The sequence below is a fragment of the Streptomyces sp. BL1 genome, assembly GCF_057628045.1.
Window position 1 is genome coordinate 7,878,429 of sequence record NZ_JBXYWZ010000002.1, and the last position, 19,881, is coordinate 7,898,309.

Consider the following 19,881-nt stretch of genomic DNA (forward strand, 5'->3'; position numbering starts at 1 on the left):
ACCGGTTGGGTCCCGCGCGGCCCCCTTGGTAGCGTTCCGCGCGTGGGAATCGCAGTTACCGAGTAACTCCAGGTGCCGTTCGACGGCTTGAGCCGCACCGGTCCGACCGGTGGGGTCGGCTCGCCGTGCCGGCACGGACGCGTCCCTGACGTCCTCCTGCCTGGAGTACCCACTTCATGAACACCTTTCCCCGGGCGCGCGTGTGCCCCGGCGCCGACCGCCGCATGCCGGCTCTCGCGCTGCTCTCCCTCCTCCAGTTCCTCATCGCGCTCGACGTCACCGTCGTCAACGTGGCGCTGCCGTCGATCGGCGCGCAGTTCCACGCCCCGGCCGCGTCCCTGTCCTGGGTCGTGACCGGCTACACGCTCGTCGGCGGCGGACTGCTGCTGCTCGGCGGCCGCATCACCGATCTCCTCGGCAGGCGGCGGATCTTCCTCGCCGGAGCCGCGCTCTTCGCGCTCGCCTCGCTCGCCGCCGGACTCGCCCCCGACCTGCCGACGCTGATCGCCGCCCGCTTCGCCCAGGGCGCCGGCGAAGCCCTCGCGTCACCCGCGGCCATGTCCCTGATCGCGCTGCTCTTCCCCGAACCCGCTGAACGGGCCAGGGCCCTCGGCATCTGGGGCACGATCTCGGCAGGCGGCCTCGTCGCGGGCGTCCTGCTGTCCGGCATTCTCACCGAACTCCTGCACTGGCGCTGGATCTTCGGCATCAACGTGCCCGTCACCGCAGCCGTCCTCCTGACCGCGCCCGCCCTCGTACGGCCCGACGGCCCCCGTCCCCGCCGCGGGCGCCTCGACCTGTCCGGGGCCGCACTGCTCACCGCCGGGCCGCTCACCCTCGTGTACGGAGCGGTCGAGAAGGCCCCCTGGGCGGCCGTGGCGGGCGTGCTGCTCCTGGCCGCATTCGTGGCCGTCGAGGCGCGCACCGCGCACCCCCTCGTACCGCTGTCCTTCTTCGTCCACCGCACCCGGGCCGTCGCCAACGCCGCGACCGTCCTGCTCAGCGCGGGACTGTCCACCAGCTTCTTCCTGCTCACCCTCTATATGCAGGACGTGATCGGACTCGGCCCGCTGCAGGCGGGACTGGCCTATCTGCCGTTCTGTGCCGCCCTGATGCTGGCCATGACGCAGGTGTCCCGGCTGATCGGTGCGATCGGCATGAAGCGCACCGCGCTGCTGGGCCTCGCGCTCACCGCGGCCGGCCTGGCCTGGCTCGCGCGCCTCCCCGACCAGGGCGCCTACGCCGTCGACGTACTGCCCGGCATGATCGGCGTCGCCGCCGGCATGGGCATCGGCCTGATCGGACTGCAGAACGCCGCACTGGTCGGCGTCACCGAGGACGACGCCGGAACCGCGTCCGGCGTGCAGCGCGCCGTCGACCAACTCGGCGGCTCCCTGGGCCTCGCGGTACTGGTCGGAGTGGCCGCAAGCGCCGGAGGTCCCGACGGATTCCGTACCGCGTTCCTCTGGGCGCTCATCGGCGTACTGACGGCGGCCGCCGGCCTCTGGCTCGCGGCACGCGACGACCGCCCGCGCACGTAACCACCGGCCCCACGGCCGTACCGCGTCACCAGCGCGCGGTACGGCCGTACGCCTCCCGGGGCCTGCGCGCTACTGACTGCTCGTACGGGAGACGGCTGCCGGCTCACCGAGCACGCGCCCCGCGAGGTCGTACGCCAGCCGTTCCGCGTCGCCGCTCAACTGCCGCTCGGCAGCCTCCCGTTCCGCCTCGATCCGCTCCAGCCCGGAAGCGATCAGCACATCCCGCTCCCGCAGCCCGTCCTCCCGCGCCGCGGCAATGTGCCCGGCACCCTCTTCGATCGCCGCCTGCCGTACGCGGGCCGCCTCGTGGCGCGCCTCGGCCCGTACGCGCTCCAACTCCGCCCGTACGCGGGCCGCTTCGGCCCGGACCGCCTCGGCATCGCGCAACCCGCCCTCGGTACGCCGCTCCCGCTCCTCCTGCACGCTGCGCACCCGGGGTACGAGGACGCGGAAGAAGAGCAGGAAGACGGCGGTGAACAGCACGAGTCCGACGACGAGTTGATCGACCTCGGGGTTCAGCGGCCCCAGGGGGAAGGATTCCGGAAAGAGCTTCATGGGCGATACGTACCCGCGGCCCGCACCGGAGGCCCCTCTTCCACCACGGTGAGACGCAGGTCACCCCTGCCCCGCGCCTCCCACGGGCCAGGGCTCATTCGCCGGGCGTCGGCTCCCGGCCCGGTCCCCGGGCCGTCGACCTCGCCGCCTCGGCCTCGGCCTTGGCCTCGCTCACCGCGGCCGCCGCCTGCTTCGCGGCCTCGTCGGCGTCGAGCGTAAGCGCCGAGCCCTCCTCGAGCTGCGGAGTCCCGCCCTTCTCCGACGTGTCGTCAGCTTCGGGAGCGGCTGCCTTCTCGGGCTGGGCAGGCGGGGGAGGGGCACTCGTCGAGTGATCGCCGAACGCGGTGGTGACGGTGCGCACTGCCTCGGTCAGCTCCCCAGGGATCACCCAGAACGTGTTGTTCTCGCTCTGCGCCAAGTGCGGGAGTGTTTCGAGGTACTTGTAGGCCAGGATCTTCGAGTCGGCATTGTTGCGGTGGACGGCCTGGAAGACGCGCTCCACCGCCTTCGCCTCGCCGTCCGCCCGCAGGATCATGGCTTGTTGCGTGCCCTGCGCCTCCAGGATGTCCTTCTGCTTCGTGCCTTCCGCGGTGAGGACCTTGGCCTGCCGCTCACCTTCGGCGTGCAGGATGGCCGCGCGCTTGTCCCGCTCGGCCCGCATCTGCTTCTCCATCGCCTCTTTGATGGTGTTCGGCGGATCGATGGCCTTGATCTCGACGCGGTTGACCCGGATCCCCCACTTGCCGGTGGCGTCGTCGAGGACGGCGCGGAGCCGGTTGTTGATCTCCTCACGCGAGGTGAGCGTGCCCTCCAGGTCCATGCTGCCGATGACATTCCGCAGCGTGGTCACGGTGAGCTGATCGATCGCCTGCAGATAGCTGGAGACCTCGTAGGCCGCCGCCCGCGGATCGGTGATCTGGTAATAGAGCACGGTGTCGATGTTCACCACGAGGTTGTCCTCGGTGATCACCGGCTTGGGGTCGGACGAATACACCTGCTCGCGCACGTCGAGTTTGGTGTTGATGCGGTCCGCCACCGGCACGACGAAGTTCAGCCCGGGCTGCAGCGTCCGGCGGTACCGGCCGAAACGCTCGATGTTGTAGCGGCGCGCCTGCGGGACGATCCGCACAGTGGAAGCCACGAGGAAGACGACAACGATCGCCGCCACGAGAAGCGGGATGACAACCGGTTCCACAGTTCCTCCCTGTTATGTATTCAGCCATTCATGGAAGGAGTTCGCGGGGGTAGACGATGGCTGTAGCGCCTTGGATCTCCATGACATCCACCAGCGCGCCGACCGGAATCACATGGCTTTCGTCCAGGGCGCGGGCGGACCAGTCTTCGCCGGAGAGTTTGATCAGGCCGTGCGTCGCAGTGACTTCCTGCGTGACCTCGGCCCGCTTGCCGATCAATGCGTCGCTGCCCTCTTTTGTGAGGGGCGGCTGTGCCAGATGTCGCACTGCGACAGGGCGGATGATGACGAAGCCCGCTGCCGTTGCCGTTCCGAGGGCCACGAGCTGGCCGAGAAGGCCGATGCCCACACCGGCGACAACGGCGGTGACCATGGCGGCGGCGGCCAGCAATCCGAAGACCAGCGTCAGAGTGAAAAACTCCGCCGTGCCGAGCGCCGCGGCGGCAAGCAGCCAGAGGAACCACGGCATCGAATCAGCCTCCCTCAGGGGGACTCATTCATCAATCTACCCCCGGGAGGCCCGAACAGAAATGGCTTTCCCCGCCCGGTTAAATGGAACGCGTCCCACCGGACGGGGCAGAAAAGCCACAGGAATCCGCCCGGTCGGAGATCAATTTTCCGATGTCGGGGTACCGCGAGGCGCCGACGTACTCGCGACCGCTGCGGCGCCCCGAGAAGAAAGGATCAACTACTGCACGGGCGCGGCGATGCGGGCCGGTTTGCGGCGGGTGGCCATCGAGGCGCCCACCCGCAGGGCCAGACCGGGCAGTTGGGCCGTACTGATCCACGGCCGCGTGGTGAACACGTCGTAGTCGCGGCGCTCGATCTGCTCCAGCGTGCTGCGGAACAGTTTCGTACCCAGCTGAAGGAACGGCCGGCCGCCCGGATGCACCAGACCCGCCACCGCCATGCCCTCGACGTACAGCCGGCGCGTGCGCTCGATCTGGAACCGGAGCAGCTCCCGCACCGACGGGGTGAGACGGCCCTGTTCGAGGTCGCTGCGGGCCACTCCGAACGCGTCGAGCTCCTCCAGCGGCAGGTACAGACGCCCCCACTTCAGGTCCTCGGCGAGGTCCTTGATGATGTCCGTCAGATACATCGCGGTGCTCAGCGCGTCCATGCGCGCCGGCGCCTCCTCGCCGGAGGGCTCCAGTACGGCCAGCACCTGACGGCCCACGCTCGTGATCGCGGCGTCGGTGTAGTGACGCAGCTCGTCGAACGTCCGGTACTCGGTACGGGTCATGCTCAGCCGCATGCTCTCCAGGTACGCGGTGACCGTATCGGGGGCGATGTCCCAGGTCCGCATCGTGTCCAGCAGCGCCATGCAGACCGGGTCGCGGGAGAGCCCCGTCTCCAGGTCCTCGACGACGCGGGAGGTGAAGGTGGCGAGTTCCTCGGCGCGGGTGGCCGGGTCGCCGTTGTCGACGATCTCGTCGGCCCACCGCGCGAATCCGTACAGCGCCCAGACCGCGGGGCGCTTGGCCGGCGGCAGAGCCAGCAGTCCGGCGTCCCACTTGGCGCCGTCGGCCGTGATCAGAATCCGGCGGCACAGCCCGTACGCCTCCCGCAGCAGCGGGTCGGTTATCCCCGCCTGCGTCAAAACCTTCCCGACCCGGTACATGCTCTCCGATCCCTTTTGTGGACTCGTGAAGCTATCAAAAGGATCAACTGTGGCATGCATGCGCCTCTGCCCGGCGACCGGGTGCACCGGTGCCCGCAGGGTGGTGGCCGGGGGCGGCTGCTGGAGGCGGACAAGCTCCTCGTCCTTATGTGGCTCGTGGCGCCCCTGACGTTGCTGGGCGTGTTCATGCTGAGGCACTCGGCGAAGCGCAGCAGGAGCGTGGTGCTGGCCGGACACGCCGAGGAGGAGCGCAGGCAGCGGAAGCGCATCATCGCGTTCCCCGCCGTCATCGCGGCCGGTCTCGTAGCGGTGGTGTGCTCGGGGCTCGGGGCCGACGCGTACCTCATCGCCTTCGCCGATGCCATCACCATGGGACTCGGCATGTGGACCGGCTTCGTCCGGCACAACAACCTGAGCAAGGCCGCCTCGGCCCTGGAGGACGCCGGATACCTCGACATCCGCAAGGGCCACCTCGGCAAGCGCCCCCGCACCTGGCTCTCCCTCGCCGACGAGGGACACCTGGCGCTGGAACGGCACGTCACAGCGCTTCAGGACATCGTCGCCGCGGCCCGGAACGCGGGCGCCGACGGCGGGCCGTCCTCTCCCTCGGGCCCCTGAACCGGGCGCTGTCCCCATCCGCTGCCGGGGAGGGCCGGGAACAGCGCCCGGCGATCAGGTGTCCGCGCGGACGGTCAGTCGTACGAGATGTCGGAGGCCGCGTAGCGGCACGACGTGCCGTCGGGGCCGCTGCCCGTCTCGACCGGCTCGTCGCCGGTGTTGTTGCCCGTGTACCGCACGCACGGCTTGATCTTCTTGCCGGAGTCGCCGTGCAGGCGGATCTCCTTGAGCGTCGCGGTGTCCCCGTAGTTGGTGTTGATGCCGACCAGGGACTTGGCGGGCGCGGTCACGTCCACGTTCTCGACGCTGATCGTGCGCTTGTGCTGCGTCGAGCAGTTGCCGCAGCTGCGCACCAGTTTGCCGATGTCGGCGGCCTGGAAGTCGCGGACATTGAGCTTGCCCGTCCCGTTGAACTGGAAGACCTTGTCGTGGGCCTTCCGCGCGCCGCCACCGGTCACCGTGTACGTGGCGCCGGACTTGGTGCCCTTGAACGAGGCGGCGTCCTCGCCGACGTCCTCCCACCACACGTTCTGGATCGTGCAGCTGCCCAGGCAGTGCACCCCGTCGGCGGCGGGAGAACCGAGAACGACGTTCTTCAGTACGGCGCCGTCCTGCAGGGTGAAGAGCGGGTCCTGGCCCTCCTCCTGGCCGCCGTCGCCCAAGTCACCTTCGCCGTAATGCCTCTTGAGCCCGCCGTCGTACGTACCGGTGACCTCGATCGTCTTGCTGACCGGCTTGGTGCCGCTCGGCTCGGGCCAGTCCGCGGCGGCGCTCGCGGTGCTCGTCAGTACGCCGGCGACGAGGCCGGTCACTCCGAGGGCCGCGAGGCCCCCTATGACTCCGCGGCGACGGGCGAGCGATCTGCGGTGCCGGCCGGTGGGGGGTTGCTGTCTTGACGTCATCTTCCATTCCTCTGTCGGGGGCGGTTCTTCCTGGGGACTGTGTGTCAGGTAGTCGCCGCCGGAGCCGGAGAGGTTGCCGTGCCGGATGAGGAATTTTCCGTCAGTCGTTCCGCGGCGCGAAGTCGCCGTGTACGGACAGCTGTTGGCTGCCCGCCCGCGCGGTCGCCGTGTACCTGTCCGGGCCCGCATCCCGCCCGCCCTGCGCGTGGTCGTACTGGCCGGCGAAGACATGCGTGCCGGCGGGCACCGTCCGCCCCTTCCTCAACTCCCAGCGATAGACGAGGAATCCGCCCTCGGACCGCGTGGTGCTGGTGAAGATGTCCGGCGGCAGGCTCCGCCAGGCACCGGTCGGCTTCACCCCCTCGGTGCGCGCGACGCGCAGCTCGACGGTGAGCGACGTCAGCGGCATCGCGGACTTCACGGTCACGTTGCTCTGCGCCCAGAACGCGTTGCTGCCGGAGTCGACGGAGCCGTCACTCCACAGCGGGCCGTCCTCGACGCGGGCTCGGCCGATGTCCGAAGGAGTGCTCTGCGGCGGGGAGTTGGGCGCGGGGGAACTGTGCACGGGCGGCCCTGCGGGTCCCGGCCGGCCGCCGGTCTCGTGTGTCATGGCGGACACCGCGAAGCCGCCCGCTGCCATCACTCCCGCCACCGCCACGGCGGCGCCCGCCGTACGCAGCCACGGCACCGGCCGCCGTACCCGCCGCGGAGCCGGCCGTTGCGAGCGTTGCGAGGACGTGCCCGTACCGCGCTCGACCCTGGCCAGCATCTGTTCCCGGTCGGGCTCGTGCGCGTCGGCGGTCTCCCGCAGCCGCCGGCGCAGCTCCTCCATCATGTCCTCCCGCCCATGAGCTCCGAAGCGGCGCGAGGACCCAGCAGCCGCGCCAACTGCGCCAAGCCCTTGGAGGTCTGGCTCTTCACCGTACCGACCGACACACCGAGAGCCACCGCGGTCTCCCGTTCGGACAGATCGAAGGCATGCCGGAGTACGACACAGGCCCGCTTGCGGAACGGCAGCGTACGCAGCGCCTGTTGGACATCCACCACGCCCGGCACGTCGGGCACCTCCGCACTCTCGGAGCACTGCGACCAGAACAGCGCGATACGGCGGCGCTCCCGGACGGCGCTGCGGATGTGGCTGCGCGCCAGATTGGCCACGACGCCCCGGGCGTACGCCACGGGATGCTCGGCCGCGCGCACCCGGTCCCAGTGCGACCAGAGCGCGACCAGCGCGTCGGCCGCCAGATCGTCGGCCACCTCGGCGTCACCGGTCAACATCCAGGCCAGCCGGGCGAGTTCGGCGTAGTGCCCGTCGAATAACGCCCGGAACTCCTCCCCGGCGTCACCCTGCCCGCCCGCACCTCCCCCCACGGCCCCGCTCATCCACCCCTCCACCCTCCGCCCTCAGGCCCGAACATCACCCGACGTGACGGCAACAGGCTATGAGCAGCCACACCCCTCGGCAACGCTCCAGCCCCAGGGGCCCCTTGCCGCCGGCCCGGCGCCGGATCAGTAGGCGACGGTCAGGTGCGTACGGGCGGCTTCGATCGCATCGGCGACGACACGAGTGCCGGTGGAGGTGCACAACAGGCAGCACACGTCATCGAAGTCGTGCCGCAGTACAGACTCGGGGTCCGCTTCGAGTTCGGCCTGCAGCGTCTCGTACTGGGCGAGCAGCTGCCGCAGCGTCTGCGGATGCGCCATCATGAAAGATCGTCTCCTCATGAGGGGTGTGCTCCCGGCCCGCGCCGGTAAGGCGTCGGACCATGCGGGGGAGTACCCCGCCGTGCTGTGTGCCATGCCCGCGCGTCGACCGGCGCGTACGGGGCGCGGCGGTTGCTCTCCCCGGGCGACCGGTGCATACCCTGGGCCTGTGGAGGACTTCCGTCCGGGAGCCGGGCGCGAGCTCGGCCCCGAGTACGTGGCGCGAGCTCGGCCCCGAGTACGTGAGGAGCGCTTCGATGTCCCGTGAGGAGCGCCTCGCCACGACCTTCGTGGAGGTGACGGACACACTCGTCGAGGACTTCGACATCATCGACTTCCTTCAGCGGTTGTCCGGGCGCTGTGCGGAGCTGCTGGAGGTCACGGCAGCGACGCTGCTGCTGGCGGACGCCTGGGACACGCTGTGGACGGTGACTGCTTCCGATGAGGAGTCGCGCCGCCTGGGCTCCGTCACCCGCCAGACCGATGAAGGCCCGTGCATCGAGAGTTACCGCAGCGGCCTGGCAGAAGCGGAGGCCGACCTGGCTGCCGGCGGCGGGCGCTGGCCGCGCTTCGCCGAAGAGGCCGCGGCGCTCGGCTTCCGCAGCGGCTTCGCGGTACCGGTGCGGCTGCGTGGGCAGAGGCTGGGGGCCCTGGGGCTCTTTCACCGGGCCCCGGGCCCGTTCGGGGAGGCGGACGTGCAGCTGGCGCAGGGCATCGCCGACGCCGCATCCGTCGGTCTGGCGCAGCAGCGCGGCGTTGTCGACGGCGAGGTCGTCGCCAGGCAACTGCGGGCCACGTTCGGCAGTTGGGTCGTCGTCGAGCAAGCCACGGGCCTGCTGGCGGAACTGTGGGGGACCTCGCCCACGCAGGCGCTGTCAGCCCTGAGGCAGAGCACGCAAGAACGCCACACCCACCTCACAGACCTGGCCGACGCCGTCCTGCACGGCCGCGTCACAGCAGAGCACCTGCGCCGGCCGCAGACCGGAACCTGAGGCCGTACCCGCGGCGACGGCCCGAGCCTTGCCCGTACCTTGCCCGTCGAGCCCAGAGCCCAACGTGCCCCGGAAGCAGGGGTGTTCGGGCCGTGTCCTGAGATGTCGCTGCCCCATGTTTAGTTGTCCGCGGTGTGGTTACCGCAGGCCTGGCGGGGTGCTGCGCCGGTCCGCTGGAGTGCGCCCCTGATCCAGGTAACCGATGCTGACGTGGAGGGTTGTTCCCATGGCGATGGCCGGTGCTCGAGTGTCCGCTCGCCGTCGGCACAGCCACGACGACGCGCCGGATACCCGGGCCCAGTTCGAGGCTGCGGCCCGGCTGCCCGACGGGGAAGAGAAGCGCGAGATCCAGCAGCAGGTGGCTGCGGCGTGGCTCCCCATGGCCCACCGGCTGGCCGGCAAGTACCGCGCACGCGGCGAGGATCTGGAAGATCTCAAGCAGGTGGCCGCCCTCGCTCTGGTGAAAGCCGTGGAACGCTACGACCCGGAGCGGGGCACGGCCTTCGAGTCCTATGCGGTGCCCACCATCCGCGGGGAGCTCAAGCGGCACTTCCGCGACAACATGTGGGATCTCCACGTGCCGCGCAGGGTACAGAACCTGCGCAACCAGGTCCGGGTCAGCCGGCAGGAGCTGGAGACAGCGCTCGACAGCGCCCCCACCGTCGCCGACATCGTCGAGCACAGCGGCCTGAGCGAGGACGACGTGCAATTGGGGCTGGACGCCCTGCACGGCTTCAACACGCTCTCGCTGGAAGCGGACATGTCCGCCGGAGACGGCTTCAGCCTCCTGGACACCCTCGCCGACGACGAGGACGGCTATGCGCACGTGGTGGATCGCGAGGCCGTCAAAACGCGCCTGTGCCGGCTGCCCGAACGCGAGCAGTTCATCCTCTACATGCGGTTCTTTCGCGACATGACACAGACGCAGATCGGCAACGAGCTGGGCATCTCCCAGATGCACGTCTCCCGGCTGCTGACCCACGCCTGCCGACGGGTCCGGGAGGAAGTCGACACCGAACCGCCCGGCCCCGAGGACCTGTGGCCCCGGCAGGGCTGACCCTGCGCCGGCCCCGGGCCGAGCGCCCCTGACGGCCGGATGCCCTCTGACCGGATGCCCTCTGGGGGATTGAGCGACCATCGGGGGGACCACCCGGGGCGCATGACGGACAAGAACGCGGATCCCGAACCGCGCAGCACCGCTGGGCTGGAACCCGGGGGCCAGGTCCCGCCGGGGTGACGGCGACGTTGCCGGCGTCCGGGGCGGGACCGTCCCCGCACGTCGGCCGGCGCGACCACGCAACCGCCGCCCGGAACCGCCATCCGGCCGACCGTACGTGCGCGAGGCCTCGGCCCGGGATACGCATGATTAGCGTGATCGGTCGAAGTCAACCCGGTCATGCCGACCGTCAATTCCGTAAGGAGTCACCGTGGGCATCATCGCGTGGATTGTGATCGGGCTGCTCGCCGGCGCCATCGCCAAGGCCCTGATGCCGGGGAGGGACCCCGGCGGCTGCCTCATCACCATGCTGATCGGTGTGGTGGGCGGCCTGCTGGGCGGCTGGCTCGGGAAGGTGATTTTCGGCGTGCACTCCATCAACGGGTTCTTCCACCTGTCGACATGGGTCGCCGCCATCGTCGGGTCGGTCATCGTGCTGGCGATCTACCGTCTCGTGACCGGTGGCCGCGCGCGGCGCTGATCACGCCGGGAGACCCGTCGCGGGGCCCTCGGAGAATGGGGGAAATGGGGACACGCGGGGAGCCGGCAGCCGGTTTTGGAAGCCGGCATGCCCGGAGAGGAGAACTGTGACGGAGCCGGCTGAAGAGGTAACAGGCCAACTCGCCCAGGATCACCGGGAAATCGAGGATGTCCTGACCCAACTGGAGGCGCTGCCCGTCATGGACGGGCAGCGCAGGAACTTCATCGGACAACTCGCCGTCGAATTGGTCCGGCACCTCGTCGCCGAGGAGGAGTACCTCCACTTGATCCTGCGGGAAGACGGCCCCGAGGGTGAGAAGTTCTCGCGTGCGGCGCTCGAGCGGCACGCGCGCATGGAACGGAGCCTCAAGCAGCTGGAGTTCGAGGAGTTCGGCCGTCCCGAATTCGAGAAGATTCTGCGTGAGCTCATCGAGGAAGTACGCGGCCACACCGGCGAGGACACCGCGGAACTGCGGCGCCACCTGCCGGGGAGCCTTCCCGAGCCGGAACTGGCCGACCTGGGTATGAAGCTCCGGCGCGTCAAACGGGCCGTCCCCGTCACGCACCACGTGCCGGAGGAGGCCGACTCGCCGAAGCCGACAAATCCGCTGACGTTCGGCCCCGGCACGACCGACAAGATCCGTGCGGTGGCGGTGAGTTGCTGTCGCCTGACGCAATAGTGCGCCGATAAGGCCCGCGGCACGCTTGAGCCGAGCAGCGCCCCCGAACGGCCGCGCCCGGAGCCCGATGTCGGACTCCGGGCGCACAAGAAGACGGCCTGTCAGGCAGCCTGAGGCGGGGACAGCTCGCTGGCCTCGTTCTCTTCCCCGAGATCAGCGTCGATGTTCTCGCGCACGCGACGGCATGCGGAGCTGATGAGGCGGGAGATGTGCATCTGGGACACGCCGATCTCCCGGGCGATCTCGGACTGGGTCATCTCGCGGAAGAACCGCAGATACAGGATGTACTGCTCGCGCTCGGGCAGGTAGCACAGCTGGCTTTTGACCGCTTCCCGGTCCACGACGTGGTCATAGCCGTCCTCGTTGTTTCCGAGGGTGTCGAGCAGGCTGTAGCCGTCACCGGCAGGGGCCATCTCCGCATCCAGGGACAGCGAGCTGAAGCCGTGCAACGCTTCCATTCCCAACTGCACGTCTTCCTCGCTCAGTCCGGTGTGGCCGGCGAGTTCGGCGACGGTGGGGGAGCGGTCGGAGAGGGTTTCCAGCTCCGTCAGGCTGCTGCGCACCCGGTTGCGCAGATTCTGGACGCGGCGCGGTACGTGCAGGTCCCACAGGTTGTCGCGGAAGTGCCGCTTGAGTTCGCCGTAGATGCTCGGAACGGCGTAGGACTCGAAGGCGTGGCCGAGCGAGGGGTCGTAGCGCTCGACGCATTTGACCAGCGCGAGAGCGGCAACCTGTTCCAGGTCCTCAACGGACTCGCCGCGGTTGCGGTACTTGCGCGCCAAGCGCTGTGCCATCGGCAGCCAGGCAGTGGCCACCTGCTGCAGAATGCGATCCTTCTCCGGCCCCTCGGGAAGCTGCGCCGCGCGGGCAAAGTCCGCTGCCGTGTCAGGCGCGTCATCATGCGGGTGACGCGTGCGACGAGTGGTTCGAGACGGGGTGGTCGTCATCGTCATGGACTGCTCTCCTCCCACTTGCGCATCGGATATCGGCCTGTGGCCCGGTCGGCATCACGTCTGTCTGCCCGCTGTGGAAAGCTGCGCGGAGTCCGCCGTTGCCGGATAACGGGACGGCAAACCCTCCGGCCCCCACCGTGACATCACACCCGCCCCGGCAGCACACGCACTTCCATGAGGCCGGCCACATGGGCGCCCCACGCCGCCGGCTTCGGCCTCAGGGGCTCCTGCCGCGCTCAGGGCGGCCCCGGGCCGTCCGGCTGGGGCCCGGCTGGGGCTCGGTTCGTGCCCGCCTCTCGTCCGGCTCTCGCCCGGCTCGCGCTCGGCTCGGGCCCGGGCTCGCGCTCGGCCGGCGGGAGTCCGTGGCGGCTGACCGTCGGCCCGGGGCTCGGTAGGGTCCGGGCATGGCCGACCGCCCTGCCGTACACCACTTCTGGGAAGCAGCCGGAGCCACGAAGACCTTCACCCACCCCCTCGACCCCGGGCTGCTGGAGACATACGTCCCCCGCGACGCCCGCGTCCTGGACTACGGATGCGGCTACGGGAGGCTGATGGGCCGGCTCGTGGAGCTCGGTTACCGGAACGTGCGCGGGGTCGACCCGTCCCACGCGATCATCGAGCGTGGCCGGCGCGAGTTCCCGGACCTGGAGTTCGCCCACCAGCCTGCGGTGCGGCTGCCCTGCGAGGACGGCTCGTACGACGCGGCACTGCTGTTCGTCGTCCTCAACTGCGTGCCCGACGACGCCGCGCAGCAGGGCATCGTCGCGGAGCTGGCGCGCGTTCTACGGCGAGGCGGAGTGCTGTACTTGAGCGACGTGCCGCTGCAGAGCGACACCCGCAACGTACGGCGGTACGAGGAAGGCGTCCCCGGTCACACCGCGTACGGCGTCTTCAGCACGCCCGACGGCGGCCTCTTCCGGCACCACCCGCCGTGCCACCTGCGCACCCTGCTGGAAAGCCACGGCTTCACGATCGAGGAGCAACGCACCGGCACCGCCCCGACCCTGCACGGCCACACCGCCGAACGCCTCCAACTCCTCGCCCGCAGCACGGGGCCGCCGCCCGGCCGGACCGGTACGGGGAGTCAGCCGGGCGTTTCGACGTAGGACGCCGGGTTGGTCAGCGAGGAGGCGACCCTGGCCTCGTGGGCCGCCTCATGATTCCCTCTCAGGCGCAGGTACGGCAGCGGGACGTTGTGCCGCGTCCGGACGGACACGCTACCCGCGAAGACCTGCGGGACGGGCCGGTTCAGCAGGGGCCCCGCGTCTCATTCATTGTCGGGTGCGCATACGTGCCGGAAAGGGGACAGAGTCTCGTTGATTTCCGGTCTGTGGAATTGCTCTGTAGCAGCGAAGTAACAAGCAGTCAGGGAGGGTTGGGCGGTACTGGTGGCTGTGTTCGCATGTTCAGATGACGACCAACCGGGATTCATCGAAAGGTACGCCAGGTCGCATATCTCCAGCACGCAATCCTTATGAGGAGTTGGCCTCGTCGGACGCGTCCGGCGGGGCCTCGGAGTCGGGCCGTCCCGACCCCTGCAAGGAACTCGCAAACGGGCCCGACCGTGAGGGCACGTCGGGCGGCACGGGAGGGCCGCTCGACGTCGCGCTCCGGGACGAGTCCGGCAAGAAGGAAAGCCAGGAGAAGGCCGACAATGACGGGAGTGAGGAGCAGGCCGAAAAGAAGGAGAAGGGAAAGAGACACAGGAAGGAGGCCGGTAAGAACAAGCGCTTCAGATCCCGGCTCCGTACCAGCCTGAAACTCTGTATCGCGATGGTGGTGCTTCTGGCCTTCCTCGGCGTCGGCGACCGCTGGGCGGCGCTGTACGCGGAGAACAAGGCCGCTGAGAAGATGCAGAGTTCGCTGAAACTGCGTTCCGAGCCCGAGGTGCACATCCCCGGATTTCCCTTCCTGACCCAACTCGCCGCCGACCGGCTGGACAAGGCCGGCGTCACGGTCACCGATGCGCCGGGAGGCCGGATCTCGGTCGCACGGGTGGAGGGCACCACCGAGAACGTCCGGTTGACCGGTGACTCGCCCCTCGCGGTCAAGGGCGCGGTGCTGGGGAAGACGCGCGGCGATGTGTGGATCGCCTTCGACGACCTGGACCGCGAACTGGGCACTTCGCAGGTGAAGTTCCGGCCCGGAGGCCGCCCGGACACCGTGCTGGCCGACGGCCGGCTGCCGGTCGCGGGCAGGACCGTGCAGGTACGTGCCGACGCACATCTGCACCGCGTCGGCGAGCACGGTGTGGGCACCACGGTGGACGGCATGCGGCTGGACGTACCGGGGCTGTTCTCCTACACCCCGGGCAAGGACGGCGGACTGCGGCTGGCCAAGCCGCTGGCCGAGCGGATCCGGCACGACGCGGCGAAGGCGAAGTCGCTGTTCCAAGTGGGCGCGGTCGCCAAGCGTTTCGGGCTCACCCCGCACGGCGCGGCGCAGGTGCGGCAGAGCGAGGAGGCACTGCACCGGCTCACGGGGCAGCCGAAGTTCACCGACAAGCTGATGCGGGTCAACATGCTGGATGTGGTCCTCCGGAACCCGTCCCTGCTGAAGAAGGTCGGCATCGACCCGGGTCTGCTCGACGACGTGAAGCAGCTGAAGGTGCCGAAGCTCGCGGACAGGCTGTCGTGGTCCACGCGACTCCCGGACACCCCGGGCGACGTACGCGTGCGGAAGATCTCGGTGGAGAAGGACGGCATCCACATCGAGGTCACCAGCCCCGGAATGAAGCTCGGCGGTTCCTGACCCCCAACGGCCCCGACAGGCCGGCGCCACTCGTACGGGACCCGGGAGTCCCGGAGGTCCCGTACGGGTGGGCTCCGGCACGGACCGAGCACTCGGCCCGTGCCGGAGCGCGCAGGGTCAGGCCAGTGGTGTGCCGGACTGCGGGGGCCGGTCCTCCGGGTCGTGCAGCGGCGGGATGAACAGGGAGAGGAGCAGGGCCGCCAGCGTGACGAGTGCGCCGAGCCAGAAGATCCAGGAGTAGCCGGTGTCGAGGTAGAAGGCGGTGCCCTTGACGACGGTGCTGTCCGAGGCGAGGACGGCGTAGGCGCCGGCGGTGAGGATGGCGCCGAACAGGCTGACGAGCATGTTCAGCATGCCGCTGCCCAGGCCTTGTTCGTCCTGTGAGACCACGCCGACCACGAGTACCGGTGCGCCCGCGACCACGACGCCAGCGCCGATGTTGGCGATGCAGGAGGTGAGAACGAGTTCGAGTTCGTTGCTGTGGTGGAAGCCGACGAGGGTGTAGCCGACGGCCATCACTGCCAGGCCGGCGCACCAGACCCTGCGGGCGTCGAAGCGGTGCAGGTAGCGGCTGACGAGCAGTCCGGCCGTGAACATCACCAGGTTCCAGCTGACGCTGACGACGGCGTTGTGGTGGGCGGTCCAGCCGAGGCCGGCCGACACACCGGGAATGTGCGGGTACAGAGCGAGCAGGATGGCGAGGCTTGGCATCGTGTAGGCGACCGTCTGGGCAAGGCCGCCCGCGGTGAGCGCCAGGGCCACCGGGCGCCGGCGCAGGACCCCCAGGTCCAGGATGGGGTGGGGGCTGGAACGCTCCACGAACAAGAAGGCGATCAGCGCGATGGCACCCCCGCCCAGCCAGCCCAGCGTCTGCACGTCCGACCAGCCCCAGCTCTGTCCCTGGCCGACGGCGTAGATCACGGACGTCAGGCCACCGCCGAGGATCAGGCCGCCCAGCCAGTCGAAGCCGGAGTCGAAGGCGTGTCGCGGCGTTTCCGGGACCAGCAGCGCGACCAGCGCGAGGGCGACGGCAGTTGCGGCGGCGAGGAACCAAAGTGCGCCACGGTAGCCCCAGTTGTCGACCAGCCAGCCCGCCAGGAACGGGGCGAAGAGGCCCACCAGGCCGACGCTGCTTCCCATGATGGCGCTGGCCGGCTTGATGAGGCGGGCCGGGAAGATGTCCCGTACCGCGGCGAACGACAGGGCGCCGAACGGCCCGTAGCACCCGGCGATCCCCCGGCCCACCAGGACGAGCCAGAACTCCCCGGCCATGGCCGCGAGGGCCTCGCCAAGAACGCCCATGGCCATCATGGCGAGCATGACGCGCCGTTTTCCGTACAGGTCTCCCATCTTGATCACGAACGGGGTGAGCAGGGTGGACACCAGCGTCAGTGTCAGCCCGAACCACGCCACTTGGGTGGTGTGGAAAGCCTGTGCCACGCCTGCTGTGGCATTGGCGCCGATGATGCCGCCCGCGGCCAGCAACTGGGTCGGCCAGGCGAGCGCGATCAGCAGCAGGACGAGGCGGGGAGTCCACCGTCCGTCCGTATCGGCGCATGGGGCGAGGTCGGCTGAGGGGCTTGATGACGTCGGCGTCATGCCAGCCCTCCTTTCACGGAGGTGCCGAGGGAACTGGAGGCGCGGGGGTGGCACGCAGGGGAGGCCTGGCGCAACACGTGGCCCGGAAGGACGTCACAGGTGGCCCAACAGGACGTGGCAGCGCGGCGATCCGGCGTCGCGTGACGTCGATGATGACTCGAACACCTAGTGCTTACTAGGTATCGGGGATGTGGCACACGTCACGAAGCGCTGTCGTGCGTGATCGGGACGGACGGTACGGGCCGTCTCGCCGGTACCGTTCTCCCATGGCGACACCCAGGGGACCGCGAGGTCACTACGCGTCAGGCCGGGCCCGGCGCACGCAGATTCTGGAGGCGGCGCTGCTGCGCTTCGGCCAGGACGGCTACCGCAGGACCTCTCTCGCCCGTGTCGCCCGGGATGCCGAGATCACCGACGCCGGTCTGCTGCACCACTTCCGCGACAAGCAGCAGTTGCTGATGGCGGTCGTCGAGTACTGGCACGAGCGCATGGACGTCCAGTGGGAGCGCGTCTCGGGCTCGGTGCGGGACGCCTTTCACTGCCACTTGGAGGACACGGCCGAGAGGCTCCGGATGCCCGGCATGGTCGAGCTGACCGTCGTTCTTACTGCCGAGGCCACCACCTCTGACCATCCGGCTCACGATCACTTCACCACCTGGCAGGAGAAGGGTGTGAGTGAGCTCGCCGACCGGTTGCGGGTCGGCAGTCGTCAGGGAGAACTGCGGGAAGAGCTGGACCACTTGAGCATCGCCCGCGAGTGTGCGGCCATGGACGCGGGGCTGATGCAGCAATGGCTGGCCGGGGGGCGGTCCTTCGATCTCATCGCCGTCATGCGCGGGCACCTCGACCGTCTGATGCGCGGCATCTCCGCCGACGGGCAGGGACTCTAGAGGGTCGGCGACTCTCGCCGCCCGCGCTCGGGCCCACACGGGGTCTTGGTGGCGCAGGGTTGTCATGTGCATAACTCTCTCTGCGTGCGAAGAGTCGGCATCCGCGGGTCCGAACGCCGGGGTGGCGCACGTCACGTACGCGAACGCCTAGCATTCACTAGGTATTGGTCGCATGATCGTGCCTCACGCGGTGACGCCCCCTCCGGCGGCCACTCCGTTCGACCTGCTCACCGCACGAATGCAAGGAGTTCCCATGACACGCACCAGCCTGCCCGCCGGCTTCCTGTGGGGCGTGGCCACCGCGGGACACCAGAACGAGGGCGACAACACGGCCAGCGACACGTGGTTCCTGGAGCACACGACGCCCTCACTGTTCCGCGAGCCCAGCGGACCCGCGTGCCGGGGCTACGACCAGTGGGGGACGGACCTCGACCTCGTCGCCGGACTCGGGCTCAACGCCTTCCGGTTCTCCGTCGAATGGGCACGCGTCGAACCCGAACGCGGCGTCGTCTCCTCCGAGGCCCTCGACCACTACGAGCGCATGGTCGACGGCTGCCTCGAGCGCGGCCTGGCGCCCATCGTGACGTTCAACCACTTCACCGCACCCCACTGGTTCGCGGCAGCCGGTTCCTGGACCGCCGCCGAAGCGCCGGCGAGCTTCGCCGAGCAGTGTGACCGCGTCATGGCGCGCTTCGGCGACCGGATCGCGTACGGCGTCACCCTCAACGAACCCAACCTCGAACAGCTCTTGCAGGCGGGCGCGAAGCTCCCCGCCGAGGCGGAGAGTCTCAAGACGCAGATGCTCGCGGCCGCGGCACGTACCGCCGGAACCGGCACCTACGCCAGTGCGAACGTCATCCCCGCCGACCGGCAGGACGCGTTCCAGGAGGCGTTCACCCACGCTCACCGCGCCGCCCGCGAAGCCATCAAGGCCCGCCGCGGCGACCTGCCCGTCGGTGTGTCCGTCGCCATCGCCGACGAGGTGGCCGTCCCCGGCGGCGAAGGCAACAGGGACGCCAAACGCGCCGCCGTGTACGACCACTGGCTGCGCGAGGCACGCCACGACGACTTCATCGGCGTGCAGAACTACGAGCGCATCGTGCACGGCCCCGACGGCGAGGTGAGCGTCGACGGCGAACTCAACGGCATGGGGACAGTCATCGCGCCCGGCTCCCTCGCCGGCGCGGTGCGCTACGCCCACGAGATGTCGCGGGTGCCGGTGCTCGTCACGGAGCACGGCCTCCAGACCTCGGACGACACACAGCGTGCCGCCTTCATACCCGCCTCCGTCGACGCGCTCGCGGCGGAGGCCGCCGACGGCACGCCCGTCCTCGGCTACTGCCACTGGACGCTCATGGACAACTTCGAGTGGATCTTCGGGTACGGCGCTCAACTCGGGCTCCACGAGGTCGACCGCGGCACATTCCGGCGCCGTCCGAAGCCGAGCGCTGAGGCGTACGCCGAGGTGGTGCGAAGCTACCGGGACGCGCTCGCCGACAGCCGGAGCTGAACGGAGAAGTCACCGCCTTCGGTCAGCTGGTGGAGGCCCAACCGCGCACAGCGCACGGGTAGTTCCTCACGCAGACTGAGAAGGACGGGCGACCTTCCAGGCCGCCTCGATCATCTCGAAGATCTCGTCCACCGCGGCCTCCGGGTCGTCCGCCTCGCGGGCCAGCGAATAGGCGTCGATCACGAACCGTGCGATCGTCCGGCCGGCAGCTGCGCTCTGCGGCAGGCCGGGGTCGGCGGCGATGGCCGTCGCCAGCGACTCCGCATGGCGCAGTCGCATCGACTCCTCGTACTCCCTCAGGGCCGGTGATTCGACGATCATCCGCCAGATCGGGGCCGCGCTGTCTCCCGTGCAATGCCGCACCAGGACGTGGACCTCACGGCGCAGCGCGGGGATGAGCGGGTCGTTCGGCGCCCGGCCCGTGACCGCCTGCGTGAGGCGTTGCTCGAAGTCTTCGTCCTGCTCGAAAACCAGGGCCTCTTTCGCGGCGAAGTGGGAGAACAGCGTGGTCACGGCCACGTCGGCCTCGGCAGCCACGTCGCGGATGCCCACCGCGTCGTACCCGCGTTCCAGGAAGAGCCGCAGGGCGGTGTCGGCGATCTTCTGGCGCGTCGCGGCCTTCTTGCGTTCACGGCGTCCGGTCGGCACGGTCATGCCCCGAAGCTATCAGGTAGGAA

Annotated in this window: 22 protein-coding genes; 11 read left to right on the plus strand and 11 right to left on the minus strand. The window is 69.6% G+C overall.

Annotated features, from left to right (window positions below; translation table 11 throughout):
* Positions 1 to 176 precede the first annotated feature (176 nt).
* The gene (locus tag AC3AGO_RS34765) at positions 177 to 1,541 is read left to right on the plus strand and encodes an MFS transporter (RefSeq protein ID WP_487824289.1); all 1,365 of its coding nucleotides are present in this window, start codon (positions 177 to 179) and stop codon (positions 1,539 to 1,541) included.
* 69 nt (positions 1,542 to 1,610) lie between these two features.
* Here the strand turns inward: AC3AGO_RS34765 and AC3AGO_RS34770 are convergent, their stop codons facing one another.
* From AC3AGO_RS34770 to AC3AGO_RS34785, 4 genes are all read right to left on the minus strand, one after another.
* The gene (locus tag AC3AGO_RS34770) at positions 1,611 to 2,096 is read right to left on the minus strand and encodes a F0F1 ATP synthase subunit B (RefSeq protein ID WP_487824290.1); all 486 of its coding nucleotides are present in this window, start codon (positions 2,094 to 2,096) and stop codon (positions 1,611 to 1,613) included.
* Between the two features lie 94 nt (positions 2,097 to 2,190).
* Positions 2,191 to 3,291, minus strand: a complete 1,101-nt coding sequence (locus tag AC3AGO_RS34775) for an SPFH domain-containing protein (protein ID WP_487824291.1) — start codon at positions 3,289 to 3,291, stop codon at positions 2,191 to 2,193.
* A gap of 28 nt (positions 3,292 to 3,319) precedes the next feature.
* A complete protein-coding gene (locus AC3AGO_RS34780; protein ID WP_487824292.1) occupies positions 3,320 to 3,757 on the minus strand; it encodes an NfeD family protein in 438 nt (145 codons plus the stop codon).
* A gap of 219 nt (positions 3,758 to 3,976) precedes the next feature.
* A complete protein-coding gene (locus AC3AGO_RS34785; protein WP_487824293.1) occupies positions 3,977 to 4,909 on the minus strand; it encodes a phytoene/squalene synthase family protein in 933 nt (310 codons plus the stop codon).
* Positions 4,910 to 4,963: 54 nt separating this feature from the next.
* Here AC3AGO_RS34785 and AC3AGO_RS34790 point away from each other — a divergent pair, with 54 nt between their 5' ends.
* The gene (locus tag AC3AGO_RS34790; protein ID WP_487824294.1) at positions 4,964 to 5,527 is read left to right on the plus strand and encodes a transcriptional regulator; all 564 of its coding nucleotides are present in this window, start codon (positions 4,964 to 4,966) and stop codon (positions 5,525 to 5,527) included.
* A 74-nt stretch (positions 5,528 to 5,601) separates the two neighbouring features.
* Here AC3AGO_RS34790 and AC3AGO_RS34795 read toward each other — a convergent pair whose 3' ends face one another.
* The 4 genes from AC3AGO_RS34795 to AC3AGO_RS34810 form a co-directional block, all read right to left on the minus strand.
* Positions 5,602 to 6,429 (minus strand): pectate lyase, encoded by an 828-nt coding sequence (locus tag AC3AGO_RS34795; RefSeq protein ID WP_487824295.1) that lies wholly within the window; start codon positions 6,427 to 6,429, stop codon positions 5,602 to 5,604.
* 100 nt (positions 6,430 to 6,529) lie between these two features.
* The gene (locus AC3AGO_RS34800; protein ID WP_487824296.1) at positions 6,530 to 7,264 is read right to left on the minus strand and encodes a hypothetical protein; all 735 of its coding nucleotides are present in this window, start codon (positions 7,262 to 7,264) and stop codon (positions 6,530 to 6,532) included.
* Positions 7,261 to 7,812 carry a SigE family RNA polymerase sigma factor gene (locus tag AC3AGO_RS34805; RefSeq protein WP_487824297.1) on the minus strand — a complete coding sequence of 184 codons (552 nt, stop codon included), beginning with the start codon at positions 7,810 to 7,812 and terminating at the stop codon, positions 7,261 to 7,263. The genes AC3AGO_RS34800 and AC3AGO_RS34805 overlap by 4 nt, the downstream gene beginning before the upstream one ends.
* Before the next feature lie 126 nt (positions 7,813 to 7,938).
* A complete protein-coding gene (locus tag AC3AGO_RS34810) occupies positions 7,939 to 8,154 on the minus strand; it encodes a DUF5133 domain-containing protein (protein ID WP_487824298.1) in 216 nt (71 codons plus the stop codon).
* A 236-nt stretch (positions 8,155 to 8,390) separates the two neighbouring features.
* Here AC3AGO_RS34810 and AC3AGO_RS34815 point away from each other — a divergent pair, with 236 nt between their 5' ends.
* From AC3AGO_RS34815 to AC3AGO_RS34835, 5 genes are all read left to right on the plus strand, one after another.
* On the plus strand, positions 8,391 to 9,125 hold the full coding sequence (locus AC3AGO_RS34815; protein WP_487824299.1) for a GAF and ANTAR domain-containing protein: 735 nt from the start codon (positions 8,391 to 8,393) through the stop codon (positions 9,123 to 9,125).
* Between the two features lie 247 nt (positions 9,126 to 9,372).
* On the plus strand, positions 9,373 to 10,182 hold the full coding sequence (locus AC3AGO_RS34820; RefSeq protein ID WP_487824300.1) for a SigB/SigF/SigG family RNA polymerase sigma factor: 810 nt from the start codon (positions 9,373 to 9,375) through the stop codon (positions 10,180 to 10,182).
* A 102-nt stretch (positions 10,183 to 10,284) separates the two neighbouring features.
* Positions 10,285 to 10,362 (plus strand): DUF6480 family protein, encoded by a 78-nt coding sequence (locus AC3AGO_RS34825; RefSeq protein WP_487824913.1) that lies wholly within the window; start codon positions 10,285 to 10,287, stop codon positions 10,360 to 10,362.
* A gap of 190 nt (positions 10,363 to 10,552) precedes the next feature.
* Positions 10,553 to 10,822: a GlsB/YeaQ/YmgE family stress response membrane protein gene (locus AC3AGO_RS34830; protein WP_487824301.1), complete on the plus strand. Its 270-nt coding sequence runs from the start codon at positions 10,553 to 10,555 to the stop codon at positions 10,820 to 10,822.
* Between the two features lie 106 nt (positions 10,823 to 10,928).
* On the plus strand, positions 10,929 to 11,501 hold the full coding sequence (locus tag AC3AGO_RS34835) for a hemerythrin domain-containing protein (protein WP_487824302.1): 573 nt from the start codon (positions 10,929 to 10,931) through the stop codon (positions 11,499 to 11,501).
* 101 nt (positions 11,502 to 11,602) lie between these two features.
* Here the strand turns inward: AC3AGO_RS34835 and AC3AGO_RS34840 are convergent, their stop codons facing one another.
* Positions 11,603 to 12,448 carry a SigB/SigF/SigG family RNA polymerase sigma factor gene (locus AC3AGO_RS34840; RefSeq protein WP_487824914.1) on the minus strand — a complete coding sequence of 282 codons (846 nt, stop codon included), beginning with the start codon at positions 12,446 to 12,448 and terminating at the stop codon, positions 11,603 to 11,605.
* A 410-nt stretch (positions 12,449 to 12,858) separates the two neighbouring features.
* Between AC3AGO_RS34840 and AC3AGO_RS34845 the strand changes: the two genes are divergently transcribed.
* A complete protein-coding gene (locus AC3AGO_RS34845; RefSeq protein ID WP_487824303.1) occupies positions 12,859 to 13,560 on the plus strand; it encodes a class I SAM-dependent methyltransferase in 702 nt (233 codons plus the stop codon).
* A 376-nt stretch (positions 13,561 to 13,936) separates the two neighbouring features.
* The gene (locus tag AC3AGO_RS34850) at positions 13,937 to 15,205 is read left to right on the plus strand and encodes an LmeA family phospholipid-binding protein (RefSeq protein ID WP_487824304.1); all 1,269 of its coding nucleotides are present in this window, start codon (positions 13,937 to 13,939) and stop codon (positions 15,203 to 15,205) included.
* Positions 15,206 to 15,322: 117 nt separating this feature from the next.
* Here the strand turns inward: AC3AGO_RS34850 and AC3AGO_RS34855 are convergent, their stop codons facing one another.
* The gene (locus AC3AGO_RS34855) at positions 15,323 to 16,804 is read right to left on the minus strand and encodes an MFS transporter (protein WP_487824305.1); all 1,482 of its coding nucleotides are present in this window, start codon (positions 16,802 to 16,804) and stop codon (positions 15,323 to 15,325) included.
* A 266-nt stretch (positions 16,805 to 17,070) separates the two neighbouring features.
* Between AC3AGO_RS34855 and AC3AGO_RS34860 the strand changes: the two genes are divergently transcribed.
* On the plus strand, positions 17,071 to 17,694 hold the full coding sequence (locus tag AC3AGO_RS34860; RefSeq protein WP_487824306.1) for a TetR family transcriptional regulator: 624 nt from the start codon (positions 17,071 to 17,073) through the stop codon (positions 17,692 to 17,694).
* A gap of 253 nt (positions 17,695 to 17,947) precedes the next feature.
* A complete protein-coding gene (locus AC3AGO_RS34865) occupies positions 17,948 to 19,204 on the plus strand; it encodes a family 1 glycosylhydrolase (RefSeq protein WP_487824307.1) in 1,257 nt (418 codons plus the stop codon).
* 66 nt (positions 19,205 to 19,270) lie between these two features.
* On the opposite strand, the gene AC3AGO_RS34870 is transcribed toward AC3AGO_RS34865, so the two are convergent.
* Positions 19,271 to 19,858, minus strand: coding sequence for a TetR/AcrR family transcriptional regulator (locus AC3AGO_RS34870; protein WP_487824308.1), 588 nt, complete (start codon positions 19,856 to 19,858; stop codon positions 19,271 to 19,273).
* Positions 19,859 to 19,881 lie beyond the last annotated feature (23 nt).